The organism is Streptomyces sp. KPB2 (genome assembly GCF_003950055.1).
In the GTDB taxonomy this organism is placed as follows: Bacteria; Actinomycetota; Actinomycetes; order Streptomycetales; family Streptomycetaceae; genus Streptomyces; species Streptomyces salinarius.
Map to the genome: position 1 here is coordinate 6,252,483 of NZ_CP034353.1, position 14,016 is coordinate 6,266,498.

At 71.6% G+C, this 14,016-nt stretch carries 13 protein-coding genes and 1 pseudogene; 6 read left to right on the forward strand and 8 right to left on the reverse strand.

Features of this window, described 5'->3' with window-relative positions; all coding sequences use genetic code 11:
* The first annotated feature begins 87 nt into the window (after positions 1-87).
* From D1J63_RS28170 to D1J63_RS28195, 6 genes and pseudogenes are all read left to right on the forward strand, one after another.
* Positions 88-1,554: a PhoX family protein gene (locus tag D1J63_RS28170; protein WP_125632710.1), complete on the forward strand. Its 1,467-nt coding sequence runs from the start codon at positions 88-90 to the stop codon at positions 1,552-1,554.
* A gap of 561 nt (positions 1,555-2,115) precedes the next feature.
* A complete protein-coding gene (locus D1J63_RS28175; RefSeq protein WP_125632712.1) occupies positions 2,116-2,319 on the forward strand; it encodes a hypothetical protein in 204 nt (67 codons plus the stop codon).
* A gap of 18 nt (positions 2,320-2,337) precedes the next feature.
* A pseudogene (locus D1J63_RS28180) lies at positions 2,338-3,570 on the forward strand (TROVE domain-containing protein); the annotation flags it as partial.
* 95 nt (positions 3,571-3,665) lie between these two features.
* Positions 3,666-4,313 (forward strand): GntR family transcriptional regulator, encoded by a 648-nt coding sequence (locus tag D1J63_RS28185; protein ID WP_125635872.1) that lies wholly within the window; start codon positions 3,666-3,668, stop codon positions 4,311-4,313.
* A 13-nt stretch (positions 4,314-4,326) separates the two neighbouring features.
* On the forward strand, positions 4,327-5,343 hold the full coding sequence (locus D1J63_RS28190; protein WP_125632714.1) for a 1-aminocyclopropane-1-carboxylate deaminase: 1,017 nt from the start codon (positions 4,327-4,329) through the stop codon (positions 5,341-5,343).
* Between the two features lie 89 nt (positions 5,344-5,432).
* Complete coding sequence (locus tag D1J63_RS28195) at positions 5,433-5,993, forward strand: TetR/AcrR family transcriptional regulator (RefSeq protein ID WP_125632716.1); 561 nt, start codon at positions 5,433-5,435, stop codon at positions 5,991-5,993.
* 39 nt (positions 5,994-6,032) lie between these two features.
* On the opposite strand, the gene D1J63_RS28200 is transcribed toward D1J63_RS28195, so the two are convergent.
* The 8 genes from D1J63_RS28200 to D1J63_RS28235 all read right to left on the reverse strand — a co-directional run bounded on the left by D1J63_RS28200 (position 6,033) and on the right by D1J63_RS28235 (position 13,898).
* Complete coding sequence (locus D1J63_RS28200) at positions 6,033-7,247, reverse strand: TerD family protein (protein ID WP_125635874.1); 1,215 nt, start codon at positions 7,245-7,247, stop codon at positions 6,033-6,035.
* A gap of 96 nt (positions 7,248-7,343) precedes the next feature.
* Positions 7,344-7,565 carry a hypothetical protein gene (locus D1J63_RS28205; RefSeq protein WP_125632718.1) on the reverse strand — a complete coding sequence of 74 codons (222 nt, stop codon included), beginning with the start codon at positions 7,563-7,565 and terminating at the stop codon, positions 7,344-7,346.
* A gap of 186 nt (positions 7,566-7,751) precedes the next feature.
* Positions 7,752-8,741 (reverse strand): zinc-dependent alcohol dehydrogenase family protein, encoded by a 990-nt coding sequence (locus D1J63_RS28210; RefSeq protein WP_125632720.1) that lies wholly within the window; start codon positions 8,739-8,741, stop codon positions 7,752-7,754.
* Positions 8,738-9,616: a carbohydrate ABC transporter permease gene (locus tag D1J63_RS28215; RefSeq protein WP_125632722.1), complete on the reverse strand. Its 879-nt coding sequence runs from the start codon at positions 9,614-9,616 to the stop codon at positions 8,738-8,740. Before D1J63_RS28215 ends, D1J63_RS28210 begins: the two co-directional genes overlap by 4 nt.
* Positions 9,613-10,557, reverse strand: coding sequence for a sugar ABC transporter permease (locus D1J63_RS28220; protein WP_125632724.1), 945 nt, complete (start codon positions 10,555-10,557; stop codon positions 9,613-9,615). The genes D1J63_RS28215 and D1J63_RS28220 overlap by 4 nt, the downstream gene beginning before the upstream one ends.
* Complete coding sequence (locus D1J63_RS28225; protein WP_125632726.1) at positions 10,554-11,924, reverse strand: sugar ABC transporter substrate-binding protein; 1,371 nt, start codon at positions 11,922-11,924, stop codon at positions 10,554-10,556. Before D1J63_RS28225 ends, D1J63_RS28220 begins: the two co-directional genes overlap by 4 nt.
* Positions 11,925-12,035: 111 nt before the next feature.
* Positions 12,036-12,806, reverse strand: a complete 771-nt coding sequence (locus D1J63_RS28230) for a DeoR/GlpR family DNA-binding transcription regulator (protein ID WP_125632728.1) — start codon at positions 12,804-12,806, stop codon at positions 12,036-12,038.
* A 282-nt stretch (positions 12,807-13,088) separates the two neighbouring features.
* On the reverse strand, positions 13,089-13,898 hold the full coding sequence (locus tag D1J63_RS28235) for an NAD(P)-dependent oxidoreductase (RefSeq protein WP_125632730.1): 810 nt from the start codon (positions 13,896-13,898) through the stop codon (positions 13,089-13,091).
* Positions 13,899-14,016 lie beyond the last annotated feature (118 nt).

Here is a 14,016-nt window from a genome sequence, read left to right on the forward strand (position 1 = left end):
GACTCCCGTTCAGGCGCGGGCGGAACCGTGACGCCGGACCGAGGTCCGCCACCCTCCACGGCCCGCCCCACCGTCACAGGAGACACCATGTCGCTCACCCGCAGGGACTTTGCCGGCCGATCCGCGCTCACCGGCGCCGGGGTCGTGCTGGCGGGCAGCGTCGGCGCCCTCGCCACCGCCCCCAACGCCCTCGCGTCCACGGACACCGACAGCGTGGGGGAGGAGCACGGCCGCGGACACGACCACCACCACGGCCACGGCGGGGTCGGCTACGGTCCCCTGATCCCCGACCCGGACGGCATCCTCGCCCTGCCCGCCGGCTTCCGGTACGAGATCATCACCCACTCCGGCCGGACCAGGCTGGAGTCCGGCGAGTACACCCCGTCCAACCACGACGGCACAGCCGCCTTCGACGGCCCGCGCGGCACCACCCTCCTCGTCAACAACCACGAACTCGGCGGCCACCGCGACGACTGGCCGCACCCCGTCCCGCTCACCGAGGGCCTCGTCTACGACCCGGCCGCCGCCGGCGGCTGCACCGTCGTCGAGGTCCGTCGCGGCGGCCACGTCGCCGAGTGGGTCGGCATCGCCGGCACCGCCACCAACTGCGCGGGCGGCAGCACCCCGTGGGGCACCTGGCTGACCTGCGAGGAGACCGAGGACAGGGCCGGCGAGGAGGGGATGACCAAGGACCACGGCTACGTCTTCGAGGTCGACCCCGAGGACCGCCGCGCCAACCGCGACCCCAAGCCGATCAAGGCGCTCGGCCGCTACGCCCACGAGGCCGTCGTCATCGACCCCAAGCGCGGCCACGCCTACCTCACCGAGGACGCCTCCGGCCCCAACGGCCTGCTCTACCGCTGGACCCCGCCGGAGCACTTCCGGCACGGCCGCGGCCGGCTGCGCACCCTCGCCGACGACGCCGGGGTCCTCCAGGCCTTCAAGTGCTTCGACTCCGGCGGCAAGTTCGTCGACGACCTCTCCCGCGCCACGAAGACCGGCACCGTCTACGGCGTCGACTGGGTCGACGTCCCCGACCGCGACGCGAAGACCACCTCCGTGCGCAAGCAGTTCGCCGCCGGCGAGGTCACCCGGGCGCGCAAGCTGGAGGGCATGTGGTGGGCCGACGGCGGCGCCTACATCGTCTCCTCCTTCGCCCGTGACGAGAGCCCCGGCCGCCCGCACGACGGCCAGGTCTGGTTCTACGACCCCAAGCGCCGCACCCTGACCCTGAAGGTCCTGCTCGGCGTCAACGCCGACCCGTCCGCGGACGGCGCCTTCGACGGCCCCGACAACATCACCGTCTCCCCGTACGGCGGCCTGGTCATCGCCGAGGACGGCGACGGCGTCCAGCACCTGTTCGGCGCCACCGACAGCGGGCGCACCTACCCCATCGCCCGCAACGAACTGAACCTGGGCGCCGAGGACGACCCCGAGTACAGCGAGTTCACCGGCGTCACCTTCTCGCCCGACGGCCGCACCCTCTACGCCAACATCCAGACGCCGGGCATCATGCTGGCGATCACGGGGCCGTGGAAGCGGCAGCGGCGCTAGAACTGGGAGTCACTCTTACGGGTGCGCCTGTCCGATTCGTCAGCTGGCAACTGGCGCCGGACATACTGTCCTCACATGTCCAAGTCATGTGAACAGTGCGGAAACTTCGTGAAATCGCCTCGCAGGCGTTTCTGCAGCAATCGGTGCAGTCTCGCGGGGACCGTGAGGCAACGGGCTGATGCGAAGCGCAGACCCAAGCCGCCGTGCCCGCAGTGCGGAAAGCCCGTCCTGACTCGAGGTGCCGTGCACTGCGGCAGAGCCTGCGCCAACACAACCCGCCGAGAACAAGCGGAGGCGCGACGCGGCGAGCCCGTGCCGTGCCTCCGTTGCGGGGCGACGGAACGACGCCGTCGGTCCAGCGGTCCGTACTGCTCGTGGGAGTGTTTCAATGAGGACCGCTACGAGCGAACAGGTACGTTCGCGCGGTGGCTTGCTGCCTGGCGATCCGGCGAGGTCACCGGTACCAGGGAAGACGGCCGTCCGGATTGGCGGGTGAAGCAAGCTCTGGTGCTGCTCAGAGGGCAGCGATGCGAGACCTGCGGATGGGCGGAGGTGAATCCGGTGTCTGGAAGAGTGCCGCTGCACGTCGACCACATCTCGGGCGACCGTTCGAGAAACCGTCCGGAAGACGTCCGACTGCTGTGCCCGAACTGCCATGCGCTGACTCCCAACTACCAGCACCTGAACAACCCGAAGGTGCAGCCCGTCCGGCAGAAGCAGAGCCGCCGCTATCAGGAGGTCTGGCTCGGTGAACGTACGGCCTAGCAGACGAGGGAGGCCTGCCCGTCCAACCGGCAGGTCGTCGCCTCCGTCCTGCGGCGGCCCGACGAGCCCGGTGAGCTGCTCGCGTACTGGACCGCGACGTACGGCCGCGCCGTGCCCAAGCCGGTCAAGCGGGGGATCGCCGACGCCGTGCGGCGGCTCTACCACGGCAAGTCGCTGCTGAAGTACGACACCGCGTCCAAGGGTTACCGCTTCGGCGACATCCTCAACCTGGTGCACGCGGCGCCCGACCCGGACAAGCCCTGGCAGGGCGAGCTGTTCCAGTACGCCCTCGACCGCCGGCACAACCCGGACACCGCGGTGCCGCCCGCCTCGAACCGCGTCCTGACCGCGCACCGCGAACTGATGGCGCTGCCCGTCGACCAGCGGCGAGCGGTGGTCACGGCGCCCGACGGCGCCGAGCGGCTCGCCGCGGCGGGCATCACGTGGGAGATGCTGGCCGGCTGGCTCCAGGGCCCGATGGACAAGGACGCCTGGGAGGCGGTGATCCCGTCCATGGGAACGATGGCGCTCGTCCGCAACCTGCGGAACTTCGACGAGGCCGGTGTCTCGGACGAGGTCGCCGCCCGGGTCGCGGCGCGGATCAGCGACCCGGCCGAGGTGGCGCGCTCGCGGCAGTTCCCCTTCCGCTACCTCGCCGCGTACCAGCACGCGCCGTCGCTGCGCTGGTCGTACCCGCTGGAGCAGGCGCTCGGCCACTCGCTGGCCAACGTGCCCGCGCTGGGCGGCCGGACGCTGATCCTCGTGGACCGCTCGGGTTCGATGTTCTACTCCCGGCTGTCGGACCGCTCCGAGCTGACCCGGGCCGACGCGGCGGCGGTCTTCGGCACGGCGGTGGCGCTGCGGGCGGCCGACGCGGACCTGGTCGAGTTCGGTTCGTCGAGCAACCGCGTGACGTACCGCAAGGGCGAGTCGGTGCTGAAGATCCTGGACCGGTTCCGCGACCTCGGCGGCACCGACACCACCGAGGCGGTACGGCGCCACTACCAGCGGCACGACCGGGTGCTGATCGTCACCGACGAGCAGTACACGTACAACCGGCACGGCGACCCGACCGAGCAGATCCCGGCGCACGTGCCGGTCTACACCTGGAACCTCGCCGGGTACCGGGCGGGCCACGGCCCGTCGGGACGGGCGAACCGGCACACGCTCGGGGGTCTTTCGGACGCGGCGTTCCGGACGGTCCCGCTGCTCGAGGCGGGCCGGGACGCCGACTGGCCCTGGGCGGCCTGAGCCGACCGCCGTCCGAGGTCCGGCCCGGCCCCGCACCTGGTCGCGGGGCCGGGCCGCACTCTTGTCGGGCGACCCTCCTGACATCTAACATTTCAATCGTGTCCATCCGACCCGTCTCCCGGACCCTGCTGAGGGACCGCGCCTACGAAGCCATCCGGGACGCCATCGTCGCCGGGGAGATCGAACCGGGCGCGGTCGTGCGCGACGCCGACCTGGCCGAGCGGCTCGGCCTGTCCCGCGCCCCGGTGCGCGAGGCCTTCTCCCGGCTGGTGGACGAAGGGCTGCTGGAGAGCAAGCCGCAGAGCTACACCAGGGTCACCCCGGTCGTCGCGGCCGACGTGCGCGACGCCGCCGCGGTCGTCGCCGCCATGCACGAACTGGTCACACGGGTCGCCGTCCCCCGGCTCCGGGAGAACGACCTGGACGCCATGCGCGAAGCCAACGCCCGGTTCGCGGCAGCCGTCCGCGCGGGTGATGTCGACGGCGCGCTGCGCGCCGACGACGACCTGCACCAGGTCCTCGTCCGCACCGCCGCGAACCGGGCCGCGGCCGCCACCGTCGCCCGCTACACCCCACTCATCCGCCGGCTGGAGCGCCGCCGCTTCGGCGAGGCCGGCACCTGCCGGTCGGCCGGGCTGCACGAACAGCTCATCGAGGCCTGCGCGGCCCGGGACACCGGGACGGCGCTGCGGGTGACGGCGGACATCTGGCGCGGTCTCGAAGAACTCGCCGACACCGACTGAACCGGGAGTACCCATGTCCCTCTCCGCGTACGAGCGTTACCCGCTGCTCCTCGGTCCGTCGCCCGTGCACCCCTTGGAACGCCTCACCGAGCGGCTCGGCGGAGCCTCGCTCTGGGCCAAGCGGGAGGACCTCAACTCGGGCATCGCCTACGGCGGCAACAAGACCCGCAAGCTGGAGTACCTGGTCGCCGACGCGCTCGCCCAGGGCTGCGACACCCTCGTCTCCATCGGCGGCGTGCAGTCCAACCACACCCGCCAGGTCGCGGCCGTCGCCGCCCGCGCTGGCCTGCGCTGCGTGCTGGTGCAGGAGAGCTGGGTGGACTGGCCCGACGCCGTGTACGACAAGGTCGGCAACATCCTGGTCTCCCGGCTCGCCGGGGCCGACGTGCGGCTGGTGAGGGCCGGATTCGGGATCGGCTTCAAGGAGAGCTGGGAACAGGCCCTCAAGGAGGTCGAGGACGCGGGAGGCAAGCCGTACGCCATCCCCGCCGGCGCCTCCGACCATCCGCTCGGCGGGCTCGGCTTCGCCGGCTGGGCCTACGAGGTCGCCGAGCAGGAGAGGGAACTGGGCGTCTTCTTCGACACCGTGGTGGTCTGCTCGGTGACCGGGTCCACCCAGGCCGGCATGGTGGCCGGGTTCCGCGCCTTGGAGGAGGCGGGCGGGCGGCCCCGGCGCGTCATCGGCATCGACGCGTCCGCGGACCCCGCCCGCACCCGCGAGCAGATCGCCCGGATCGCCGACCGCACGGGGCGGCTCATCGGCGTGAGCGGCGCGCTCACCGAGGCGGACGTCGAACTCGACGAGCGGTACCACGCGGGCACGTACGGCATTCCCGACGACACCACCCTCGCGGCGATGCGGCTCGCCGCCCGGACCGAGGGCATGGTCACCGACCCGGTCTACGAGGGAAAGTCGATGGCCGGACTGGTCGACCTGGTCACCCGGCGCGAGATCGGCGCCGACGCCACCGTGCTCTACGCCCACCTCGGCGGACAGCCCGCGCTGAACGCCTACAGCGCGCTGTTCTGAGCGCGGCGGTCGCGCTCGACCGGTCTCGAAGGGAGCGCCCTCGCGCGGTAGGGTGCGGCGACGGACCCCTGTGTGCAGAAAGGCCCGGGATGGCGCAGGTCAGGCCCATGCGGGCGGATGCGCGGCGTAACCGTGAGCGGTTGCTGGCGGTCGCGGCGGAGGCGTTCGCCGAGCACGGTGAGGGTGCCTCCCTGGACGACATCGCCCGGCGTGCCGGGGTGGGGGTGGGCACCCTGTACCGGCACTTCCCGACGCGGCAGGCGCTGCTGGAGGCCGCCTACCTGGAGCGCCTCGAAGCGATCGCGGCCCGCGCCGACGTGATCGCGGCCGCGCGGCCGGCGGGTGCGGCGCTGCTGGCGTGGCTCGACGAGCTGGCCGTCGGCATGCTCCAGGTGCGCGGCCTGAAGGCGCTGCTCGGTACGGCCGTCACCGGCGGCGGACCCGCGTGCGGCGACTGCGTGCGGGGCGCGGCGACCCGGCTGGTGCGGGCCGCGCAGGAGGCGGGGCAACTGCGGCCGGACGTCGAGCCGGTCGAGGTGCTGCGGCTGCTGCACGGGGTGGTGACGGCGGCCGAGGCGGCCGACGAGGTGGACGGCACGGCCGTACGGCGGTATCTGTCGCTGGTCATGGAGGGACTGGGACGGGGGTAGGGGCGCCCGCCGCCGGGCGCCCCCGTGCGTCCCGGTCGGCTACAGCGCCTGCGCGGCCGGCTTCACCATGCCGCGGACCGTGCGGGACTTGACGAAGTCGCCCATGGCGGTCATCTCCCACTCGCCCGAGTACTGGCGGATCAGCTTCGCCATCATCACGCCGGTCTGCGGCTCGGCGCTGGTGAGGTCGAACCGGACCAGCTCCTCGCCGGTGGCGGCGTCCAGGAGGCGGCAGTAGGCCTTGGCGACCTCCGTGAACTTCTGGCCGGAGAAGGAGTTCACCGTGAAGACCAGGCCGGAGACCTCCTGCGGGAGCCGGCCGAGGTCCACGACGATCACCTCGTCGTCGCCGCCGCCCTCACCGGTCAGGTTGTCGCCGGAGTGCTTGATCGCGCCGTTCACGATGGAGAGCTTGCCGAAGTAGCAGCTGTCGATGTGGTTGCGCTGCGGGCCGTAGGCGATGACGGACGCGTCCAGGTCGATGTCCTTGCCGCGGTACGCCGGCTCCCAGCCGAGGCCCATCTTGACCTGGGAGAGCACCGGCCGGCCGCCCTTGACCAGGGAGACGGTCTGGTTCTTCTGGAGGCTGACCCGGCCCTTGTCGAGGTTGATCTTGCCGGTGCCCGGTGCGGGGGCCGGCGGAGCGGCGGGCGGGGCGGGCGGCGCGGCCGGCATCGTGGGCGCGGCGGCGGGCGGGGGCGGCGTGGCCGCGTGGGACCGCTGCGGGGCCGCCGGCTGGGCCGGGGGAGCGGCCGGCGCGGGCTCCTCCACCGTGACGCCGAAGTCCGTCGCGATGCCGGCCAGGCCGTTGGCGTAGCCCTGGCCGACCGCGCGGGCCTTCCAGGCGCCGTTGCGCAGATAGACCTCGACGATGACCAGGGCGGTCTCGGCGCCGAGCTGCGGGGGCGTGAAGGTGGCGAGGACGGAGTTGTCGTCCGCGTTGCGGATGGTGGCGGTCGGCTCGATGCCCTGGAAGGTCTGGCCGGCGGCGTCCGGGCTGGCGGTGACGACGATCTTCTCGATGCCCGGCGGGACGGCGGCGGTGTCGACCGTGATCGCGTCCGGGGCGGTGCCGCCGCCGGAGCGGTAGGTCACGCCCTGGCCGGTGGGCTGGTTGTAGAAGATGAAGTCGTCGTCGGAGCGCACCTTGCCGTCGGCGGTGAGCAGCAGGCCCGATACGTCGAGCCGCACGGGCGCGGCGACGTCCACCGTCACGCGGGCGGCGGAGAGGGGGATGTTCGAGCCGGGGGTCATAGCTGTCATGCCCGGTGAACGAGCGAGGGCGTTTTACCGTTCCCTTACCCGGGGGCCAATCGGGTTCGCGGCCCCGAGCGACGGGTCGGCGCCCGGTCAGCGGCGGTTTCGGGGGTGGTTGCGGGCCGTGCGTTCGTTGCCGTGCTTGTAGTTGCCGGTCCAGCGGGCCATGACCAGCTGGGGGTCGCCCGCCGTGACCTCTTGCAGGAAGCGGGCGGCCCGGGAGCCGTTGAGGGTGGTGGCGGGGTGGTTGTGGTGGGTGATGTGGACGGTGCCGGATGCGGTGGCGGTGTAGGCGAAGCCGTTCGGGTTGGGCATGGCGGGATGGTAGGAGGCGGCGGTGGGGGCGGCCCAGTGGATTTCGCCCCCGCCGCCCCTTCCCTCCCCCACTCTCGGCTTCGCTCGAGCGGGAGGTGCCCCCATCGTCCCTGGGGGCTGCCGCCCCCAGACCCCCGCCTTTCGGCCTGGACGGCCTCGTCCTCAAACGCCGGACGGGCTATGAAGTCACGGCACGACTACGATCTTGCGGCCCACGCCCGCCGCGAACTGCTCCAGGGCCTGCGGGTAGCGGTCCAGTTCGATGCGGTCGCTGATGAAGACGTCCGGGTCCAGGACACCGTTCGCGAACAGTTCCGCCGCGCGTTCGTAACTGTGGAGGACGGCCATCGAGCCGGTGATGGTGATCTCCTGGTTGTAGATGCGGTACGGGTCGATCTGGACGCGCGTCGCGTAGTCGGCGACGCCGAACTGGAGGAAGGTGCCGGCCTTGGCGACGCGGTCCAGGCCGTCCTGGATCGCCGCCGCGTTGCCCGTGGCGTCGATGACCAGGTCCCAGCCCTGGGGGCGGTCCAGCTCGTCCGGGGTCGCCGCCGACGCCGAGACGCCGAGCTTGCGGGCCGTTTCCAGGCGGGTCGGATTGAGGTCGACCATGTCGACGCTGGCCGCGCCGGTCCGCTTGGCCAGCTCCAGCATCATCAGGCCCATCGTGCCGGAGCCGTAGATCAGGACGTGGGCGCCGAGGCGGGACTGGAGGACGTCGTAGCCGCGGACAGCGCAGGAGAGCGGCTCGATCAGGGCCGCGTCCTGGGTGCGGACGTGCTCGGGGAGCTTCACGCAGTTCGCGACCGGCGCCACCGCGTACTGGGCCGCGCCGCCCGCCGTGGTCACGCCGATGGCCGCCCAGCGTTCGCAGAGGTTGTTGTGGCCGGTGCGGCAGTAGCGGCACTCGTAGCAGTAGAGGGAGGGGTCGACCGCGACCCGGTCGCCGACCGACACCTCCGTGACCCGGTCGCCGACGCCGACCACCGCGCCCGCGAACTCGTGGCCCGGCACGATCGGGAGCTTGGGCGCGAACTCGCCCTGGAGGATGTGCAGGTCGGTGCCGCACAGGCCGCAGGCGGCGACCTCGACGACGACCTCGCGCGGCCCTGGCGTCGGGTCGGGGACCTCGGTGACGACGGCGCGGCCCACGGACTCGATGACGGCGGCCTTCATTTCACGGCTCCCAACGACAGGCCCTGGACCAGTTTGTCCTGGGCGGCGAACCCCGCGGCGAGCACCGGCAGGGAGATGACGAGCGACGCGGCGCACACCTTGGCCAGGAAGAGGCCCTGGCTGGTGATGAAGCCGGTAAGGAAGACGGGGGCGGTCTCGGCGACCACGCCCGTCAGGACCCGGGCGAAGAGCAACTCGTTCCAGCTGAAGATGAAGCAGATCAGGGACGTCGCGGCGATGCCCGGCAGGGCGATGGGGGCCACCACGCGGACCAGGATGGTGGGCAGTTTCGCGCCGTCCACCCGGGCCGCCTCGATGATCGCGACCGGGACCTCGGCCAGGAAGGACTGCATCATCCAGACCGCGATCGGCAGGTTCATCGACGTGTAGAGGATGACCAGCAGCCAGATGTTGTCCAGCATGTCGGTGTTCTTGGCGAACAGGTAGATCGGCAGCAGGCCCGCCACCACCGGCAGCATCTTGGTGGAGAGGAAGAAGAACAGGACGTCCGTCCACTTCTTCACCGGGCGGATGGACAGGGCGTAGGCGGCGGGCAGGGCCAGGACCAGGACGAAGAGCGTCGAGGCGATCGACGCCACCGCCGAGTTGATCAGCGCCGGCCAGGGGCTGGCGCCGCCCCCCGCGCCGAAGAACTCGCGGTAGCCGTCCAGCGTCAGGGAGGCCGCGAAGGAGGGCGGGTTGGTGGCCGCGTCCGACTCCGAGTGGAAGGAGGTCAGCGCCATCCAGGCGATGGGCAGGAAGAAGACGATGCCCACCAGCCAGGCCACCAGGCCCAGGCCGGCACCGGCCCTGCGGCGGGTGCGTACGGGCGGCTTGGCGTCGGTGACGATGGGGCGTACGGCGGTGGCGCTCATGCGCGGCCGACCTCCTCGCGGAACAGGGACGACACCACGCGCAGCGCGAAGGTGGCGATGATGATCGAGCCGATGACGACCAGGACGCCCGCGGCCGAGGCGAGCCCGTTCTCGTGGGCCTGGTAGAAGCTCTGGTAGACGGTGTAGGGCAGGTTGGCCGTGCCCAGGCCGCCGGACGTGATCGTGAAGACCGCGTCGAAGTTCTGGACGATGTAGATCGAGCCGAGCAGGGCGCCGAGTTCGAGGTAGCGGCGCAGGTGGGGCAGGGTGAGGTGGACGAAGATCTGCCAGTCGCCCGCGCCGTCCACCCGGGCGGCCTCGATCTGCTGCTGGTCCCGGCTCTGCAGTCCGGCCAGCAGGATGAGCATCATGAACGGCGTCCACTGCCACACCAGCGAGGCCTCGACCGCGAGCAGCGGGGTGTTGGAGATCCAGTCCGGCTGGGGTCCGCCGACGTAGTGCAACAGGCCGTTGAGCAGGCCGTACTCGGGGTTGTAGAGGACGTGCTTCCAGAGCAGGGCGGCCGCCACCGGGACCACCAGGAACGGCGCGATCAGGAGGGTGCGGACCACGCCGCGGCCCTTGAACCTCCGGTCGAGCAGCAGGGCGAGGGCCAGGCCGAGGACCAGGCTGGCCAGGACGACCGCGACGGTCAGCAGGATCGTCGTCCACACCGACTTGCGCAGGGCGGGGTCGCCGAGGACGTCGCCGTAGTTGGCGAAGCCGGTGAAGCTGCGGGCGTCCGGGTAGAGGGCGTTCCAGTCGAAGAAGGAGATCACCAGCGTCGCCACGAAGGGCAGCTGGGTGACCACGATCATGAAGACCAGGGCGGGCAGGAGCGGGGCGCGGGTGGCCCAGGCGCGCAGCCGGTTGGACGGCGGGCGGACGGTGGGGCGGGTGTTCTCGGGTGCGGCCGAGGGGGCCGTGGTCGTGGCGGTCATCGTCCCTCGTACTCCTCGGAGATCTGCTCGGCGAGCTGCTGGGACTTCTTCAGGGCCTCCTCGACGGACTGGCGTCCGGCGATGGCCGCGCTGATCTCCTGCGAGACCTTGGTACCGAGGTCGGTGAACTCGGGGATGCCGACGAACTGGATGCCGGGCGCGGGCCGCGGCTGCAGGCCGGGGTCCTTGGGCCTGGCGCCCTCGATGGCCTTCCTGGTCATCTCCTGGAAGGCGGCGGCCTCCTTGACGTAGGCCGGGTTCTCGTACGTCGAGGCGCGCTTGCCGGCCGGGACGTTGGACCAGCCGATCTCGTCGCCGACGAGCTGCTCGTACTCCTTGCTGGAGGCCCAGGAGACGAACTTCCAGGCCTTGTCGGAGTTGCGGGAGGCCTTCTGGATGCCCCAGGCCCAGGTGTAGAGCCAGCCGGCGGAGTCCGTCTTCTCCACCGGGGCGGGCGCGTAGCCGATCTTGCCCTTGACCGGGGAGTCGGCGGCGTCCAGGGAGCCGGCCGCGGAGGTGGCGTCGTACCACATGGCGACCTTGCCCTGCGTCATGTTGTTCAGGCACTCGGCGAAGCCGGACTGGGCGGCGCCGGACTCGCCGTGCTCGCGGACGAGGTCGACATAGAACTTCGTCGCCTTCTCCCACTCGGGGGAGTCGAGCCGGGCCTGCCAGTCCTGGTCGAACCAGGTGCCGCCGAAGGTGTTCACGACCGTCGTCAGGGGCGCCATCAGCTCGCCCCAGCCTGGCAGTCCGCGCAGGCAGATGCCCTTCATGCCGGGCTCGGCCCCGTCGAGCTTCTCGGCGAAGTCCGCCACCTGGGTCCAGGTGGGGTGCTCGGGCATGGTCAGGCCCGCCTCGGCGAACAGGTCCTTGCGGTACATCAGGAAGGACGACTCGCCGTAGAAGGGCTGCCCGTAGAGCTTGCCGTCGTCGCCGGTGAGCGACTCGCGCATCGGGCCGAGGATGTCCTCCTCGTCGTAGCCCGGGTCCTCGGCGACGTAGGAGTTCATCTCGTGCAGCCAGTCGTTGCGGGCGTAGATCGGTATCTCGTAGTTGGAGAGGGTCGCCACGTCGTACTGGCCGGCCTGGTTGGCGAAGTCCTGGCTGATCTTGTCGCGGACGTCGTTCTCGGGCAGGACGGTGAAGTTCACCTTGATGCCGGTGTCCTTGGTGAAGTGGTCCGCGGTGAGCTTCTGCAACTCGACCATCTGCGGGTTGTTCACCATCAGGACGTTGATGGCGTTGCCGCCGGATCCGGCGCCGCCCGCCCCGACCCAGCAGCCGGTGAGCAGCGGGGCGAGCAGCGTCCCTGCGGCGGCCATGGCGAGCGTGGCTCGCGGCCTCCGTCGGCTCTGGGTTCGCATGGATCGCTCCTGAACGTTTGGGGAGGTAAGGGGATATAAGGGGCAGTGAGGGGTGTGGATGTGCCGTGCGGGGAGGAAAGGGGAGGGGACGGGACGGGGTGTGACGGTGTCTCAGACGCGGATGACCTGGGGGCCGAGCAGCGAATAACGGTGGGCCTCGGCCGTGGGGAGCAACGTGCTGGTGACGACGGCCTCCAGGGCGCCGACCTCCGCGAAGCGGCAGAAACTGGCCGCGCCGAACTTGGTGTGCGCGCCGACGAACACCGTGCGGCGGGCGGCCCGGACGGCCTGGGCCTTGACCTCGCAGACCGCCGGGTCGGGGGTGGTGAGACCGTGCTCGCGGGAGATGCCGTTGGCGCCGATGTACGCCAGGTCGATGACGAAGCCGGCCAGCATCTTCGTCGTCCAGTGGTCGACGGTGGCCAGGGTGCCCGAGCGGACCCGGCCGCCGAGCAGCAGGACGGAGGTGTCGCCGGCCTCGGCCAGCGCGCCGGCCACCGGCAGGGACGCGGTGACCACGGTCAGCGGCCGGTCGCGGGGCAGGGCCTCGGCGATGAGCTGGGGGGTGAAGCCCTCGTCGATGAAGACCGTCTCGGCGTCGCCGAGCAGTTCGGCGGCGGCGGACGCGATCCGGCGCTTCTCGGGCACGTGGCTGGTGGCCCGGAAGGCGAGCGTGGTCTCGAACCCGGCGCTCTCCACCGGGTAGGCGCCGCCGTGGGTGCGGCGGACCAGGCCGTGGTCCTCCAGGGCGCGCAGGTCCCGTCGTACGGTCTCCTTCGCGACGCCCAGTTCGGCGGCGAGCGCGGTGACGTCGACCGAGCCGGTGGCGCGGGCGACCCGCACGATCTCGTGCCGGCGCTCTTCCGTCGTCCTCGTGCTCATGCCGAACACCTGCCTCACCGCCTCGTCGCCGTGTGGTTGCCCGTTCGGGCCCGCGTGGCCCTTGGGGGAAGTTCTACAGGCGTCCTGCGGCACTGACCAGGCCTGTTGCGGATCCGATACTGCCCGGTTGTGCCCGTTTGCGGTGCCGGGTGCCCGTCTCGGACCTGGGGCGCAGCGCGCAGCGGGGTGAGAACGGGCAGTGCGGATGCCCGCATGCCGAAGCGGACGGGCCCGTTCGGTGCCCGTCCGCCTCTTCGGGGGTGCTGTGGGGTCGTCTTCCGGTCAGTACGGCCAGATCGGGGGGTCGGTCACGAAGTGGCCGCCCAGGCACGCGTGCGCGGGGTCGTCCGGGTCGAGGTCGCCCTGTTCGGCGAGGAGCTTGGCGGCGTACGGCTCGGAGTCGTCCTGCGGCTCGTAACCGAGCGCCCGCGCGGAGGTGAGGTCCCACCACAGGCGGGTGTTGGCGGAGGAGCCGTGGACGACGGTGTGCCCGACGTTCTCGGCGGTGAGCGCCGCGTGGAAGAGGCGGGCGCCGTCGGCGGGGCTCATCCACACCGAGAGCATGCGCACGCTGGTCGGTTCCGGGAAGCAGGAGCCGATGCGCACGGAGACGGTCTCGATGCCGTGCTTGTCCCAGTAGAGCTGGGCCAGGTCCTCGCCGAAGCACTTGGACAGGCCGTAGAAGGTGTCCGGGCGGCGCGGCGTCCCGATCGGGATGAGGGGGTCGTCGCCCTGCGGGCGGGGGGTGTAGCCGACGGCGTGGTTGGAGGAGGCGAAGACGATGCGGCCGACGCCCTCCTCGCGGGCGGCCTCGTACAGGTTGTACGTGCCCTCGATGTTCGCCGCCAGGATCTTCTCGAAAGAGGCTTCCAGGGAGATGCCCGCGAGGTGGATGATCGCGTCGACGCCCCGGACCGCCTCGCGCAGGGCGTCCCGGTCGGCGAGGTCGGCGACGATCGCGTCCGGCTCGTCCTCGACCGGGCGCAGGTCGAGCAGGCGCAGCCGGTAGCCGTGGCCGGGGAGCAGTTCCCGCATCAGGGTGCCGAGGCCGCCGGCGGCGCCGGTGAGCAGGACGGTGCGGGGAGCGGGCATCCTCGGGACTCCTAGGTCTCCTGAAGCGGCGGCACCCGTACGCCGGGCGGGGCACCGTGACCGGTTGTACGAGTGCGTGCCTCGTGTTCATATGCGTGGACACGCTAAGGAACCGGTG

Excerpts from the sequence above, each read along its gene's own strand:
- D1J63_RS28195 (WP_125632716.1), top strand. The coding sequence starts at position 5,433 with ATGGCGCAGGTCAGGCCCATGCGGGCGGATGCGCGGCGTAACCGTGAG.
- D1J63_RS28220 (WP_125632724.1), bottom strand. The coding sequence starts at position 10,557 with ATGACCGCCACGACCACGGCCCCCTCGGCCGCACCCGAGAACACCCGC.
- D1J63_RS28230 (WP_125632728.1), bottom strand. The coding sequence starts at position 12,806 with ATGAGCACGAGGACGACGGAAGAGCGCCGGCACGAGATCGTGCGGGTC.
- D1J63_RS28170 (WP_125632710.1), top strand. The coding sequence starts at position 88 with ATGTCGCTCACCCGCAGGGACTTTGCCGGCCGATCCGCGCTCACCGGC.
- D1J63_RS28200 (WP_125635874.1), bottom strand. The coding sequence starts at position 7,247 with ATGACCCCCGGCTCGAACATCCCCCTCTCCGCCGCCCGCGTGACGGTG.
- D1J63_RS28205 (WP_125632718.1), bottom strand. The coding sequence starts at position 7,565 with ATGCCCAACCCGAACGGCTTCGCCTACACCGCCACCGCATCCGGCACC.
- D1J63_RS28210 (WP_125632720.1), bottom strand. The coding sequence starts at position 8,741 with ATGAAGGCCGCCGTCATCGAGTCCGTGGGCCGCGCCGTCGTCACCGAG.
- D1J63_RS28215 (WP_125632722.1), bottom strand. The coding sequence starts at position 9,616 with ATGAGCGCCACCGCCGTACGCCCCATCGTCACCGACGCCAAGCCGCCC.
- D1J63_RS28225 (WP_125632726.1), bottom strand. The coding sequence starts at position 11,924 with ATGCGAACCCAGAGCCGACGGAGGCCGCGAGCCACGCTCGCCATGGCC.
- D1J63_RS28235 (WP_125632730.1), bottom strand. The coding sequence starts at position 13,898 with ATGCCCGCTCCCCGCACCGTCCTGCTCACCGGCGCCGCCGGCGGCCTC.
- D1J63_RS28190 (WP_125632714.1), top strand. The coding sequence starts at position 4,327 with ATGTCCCTCTCCGCGTACGAGCGTTACCCGCTGCTCCTCGGTCCGTCG.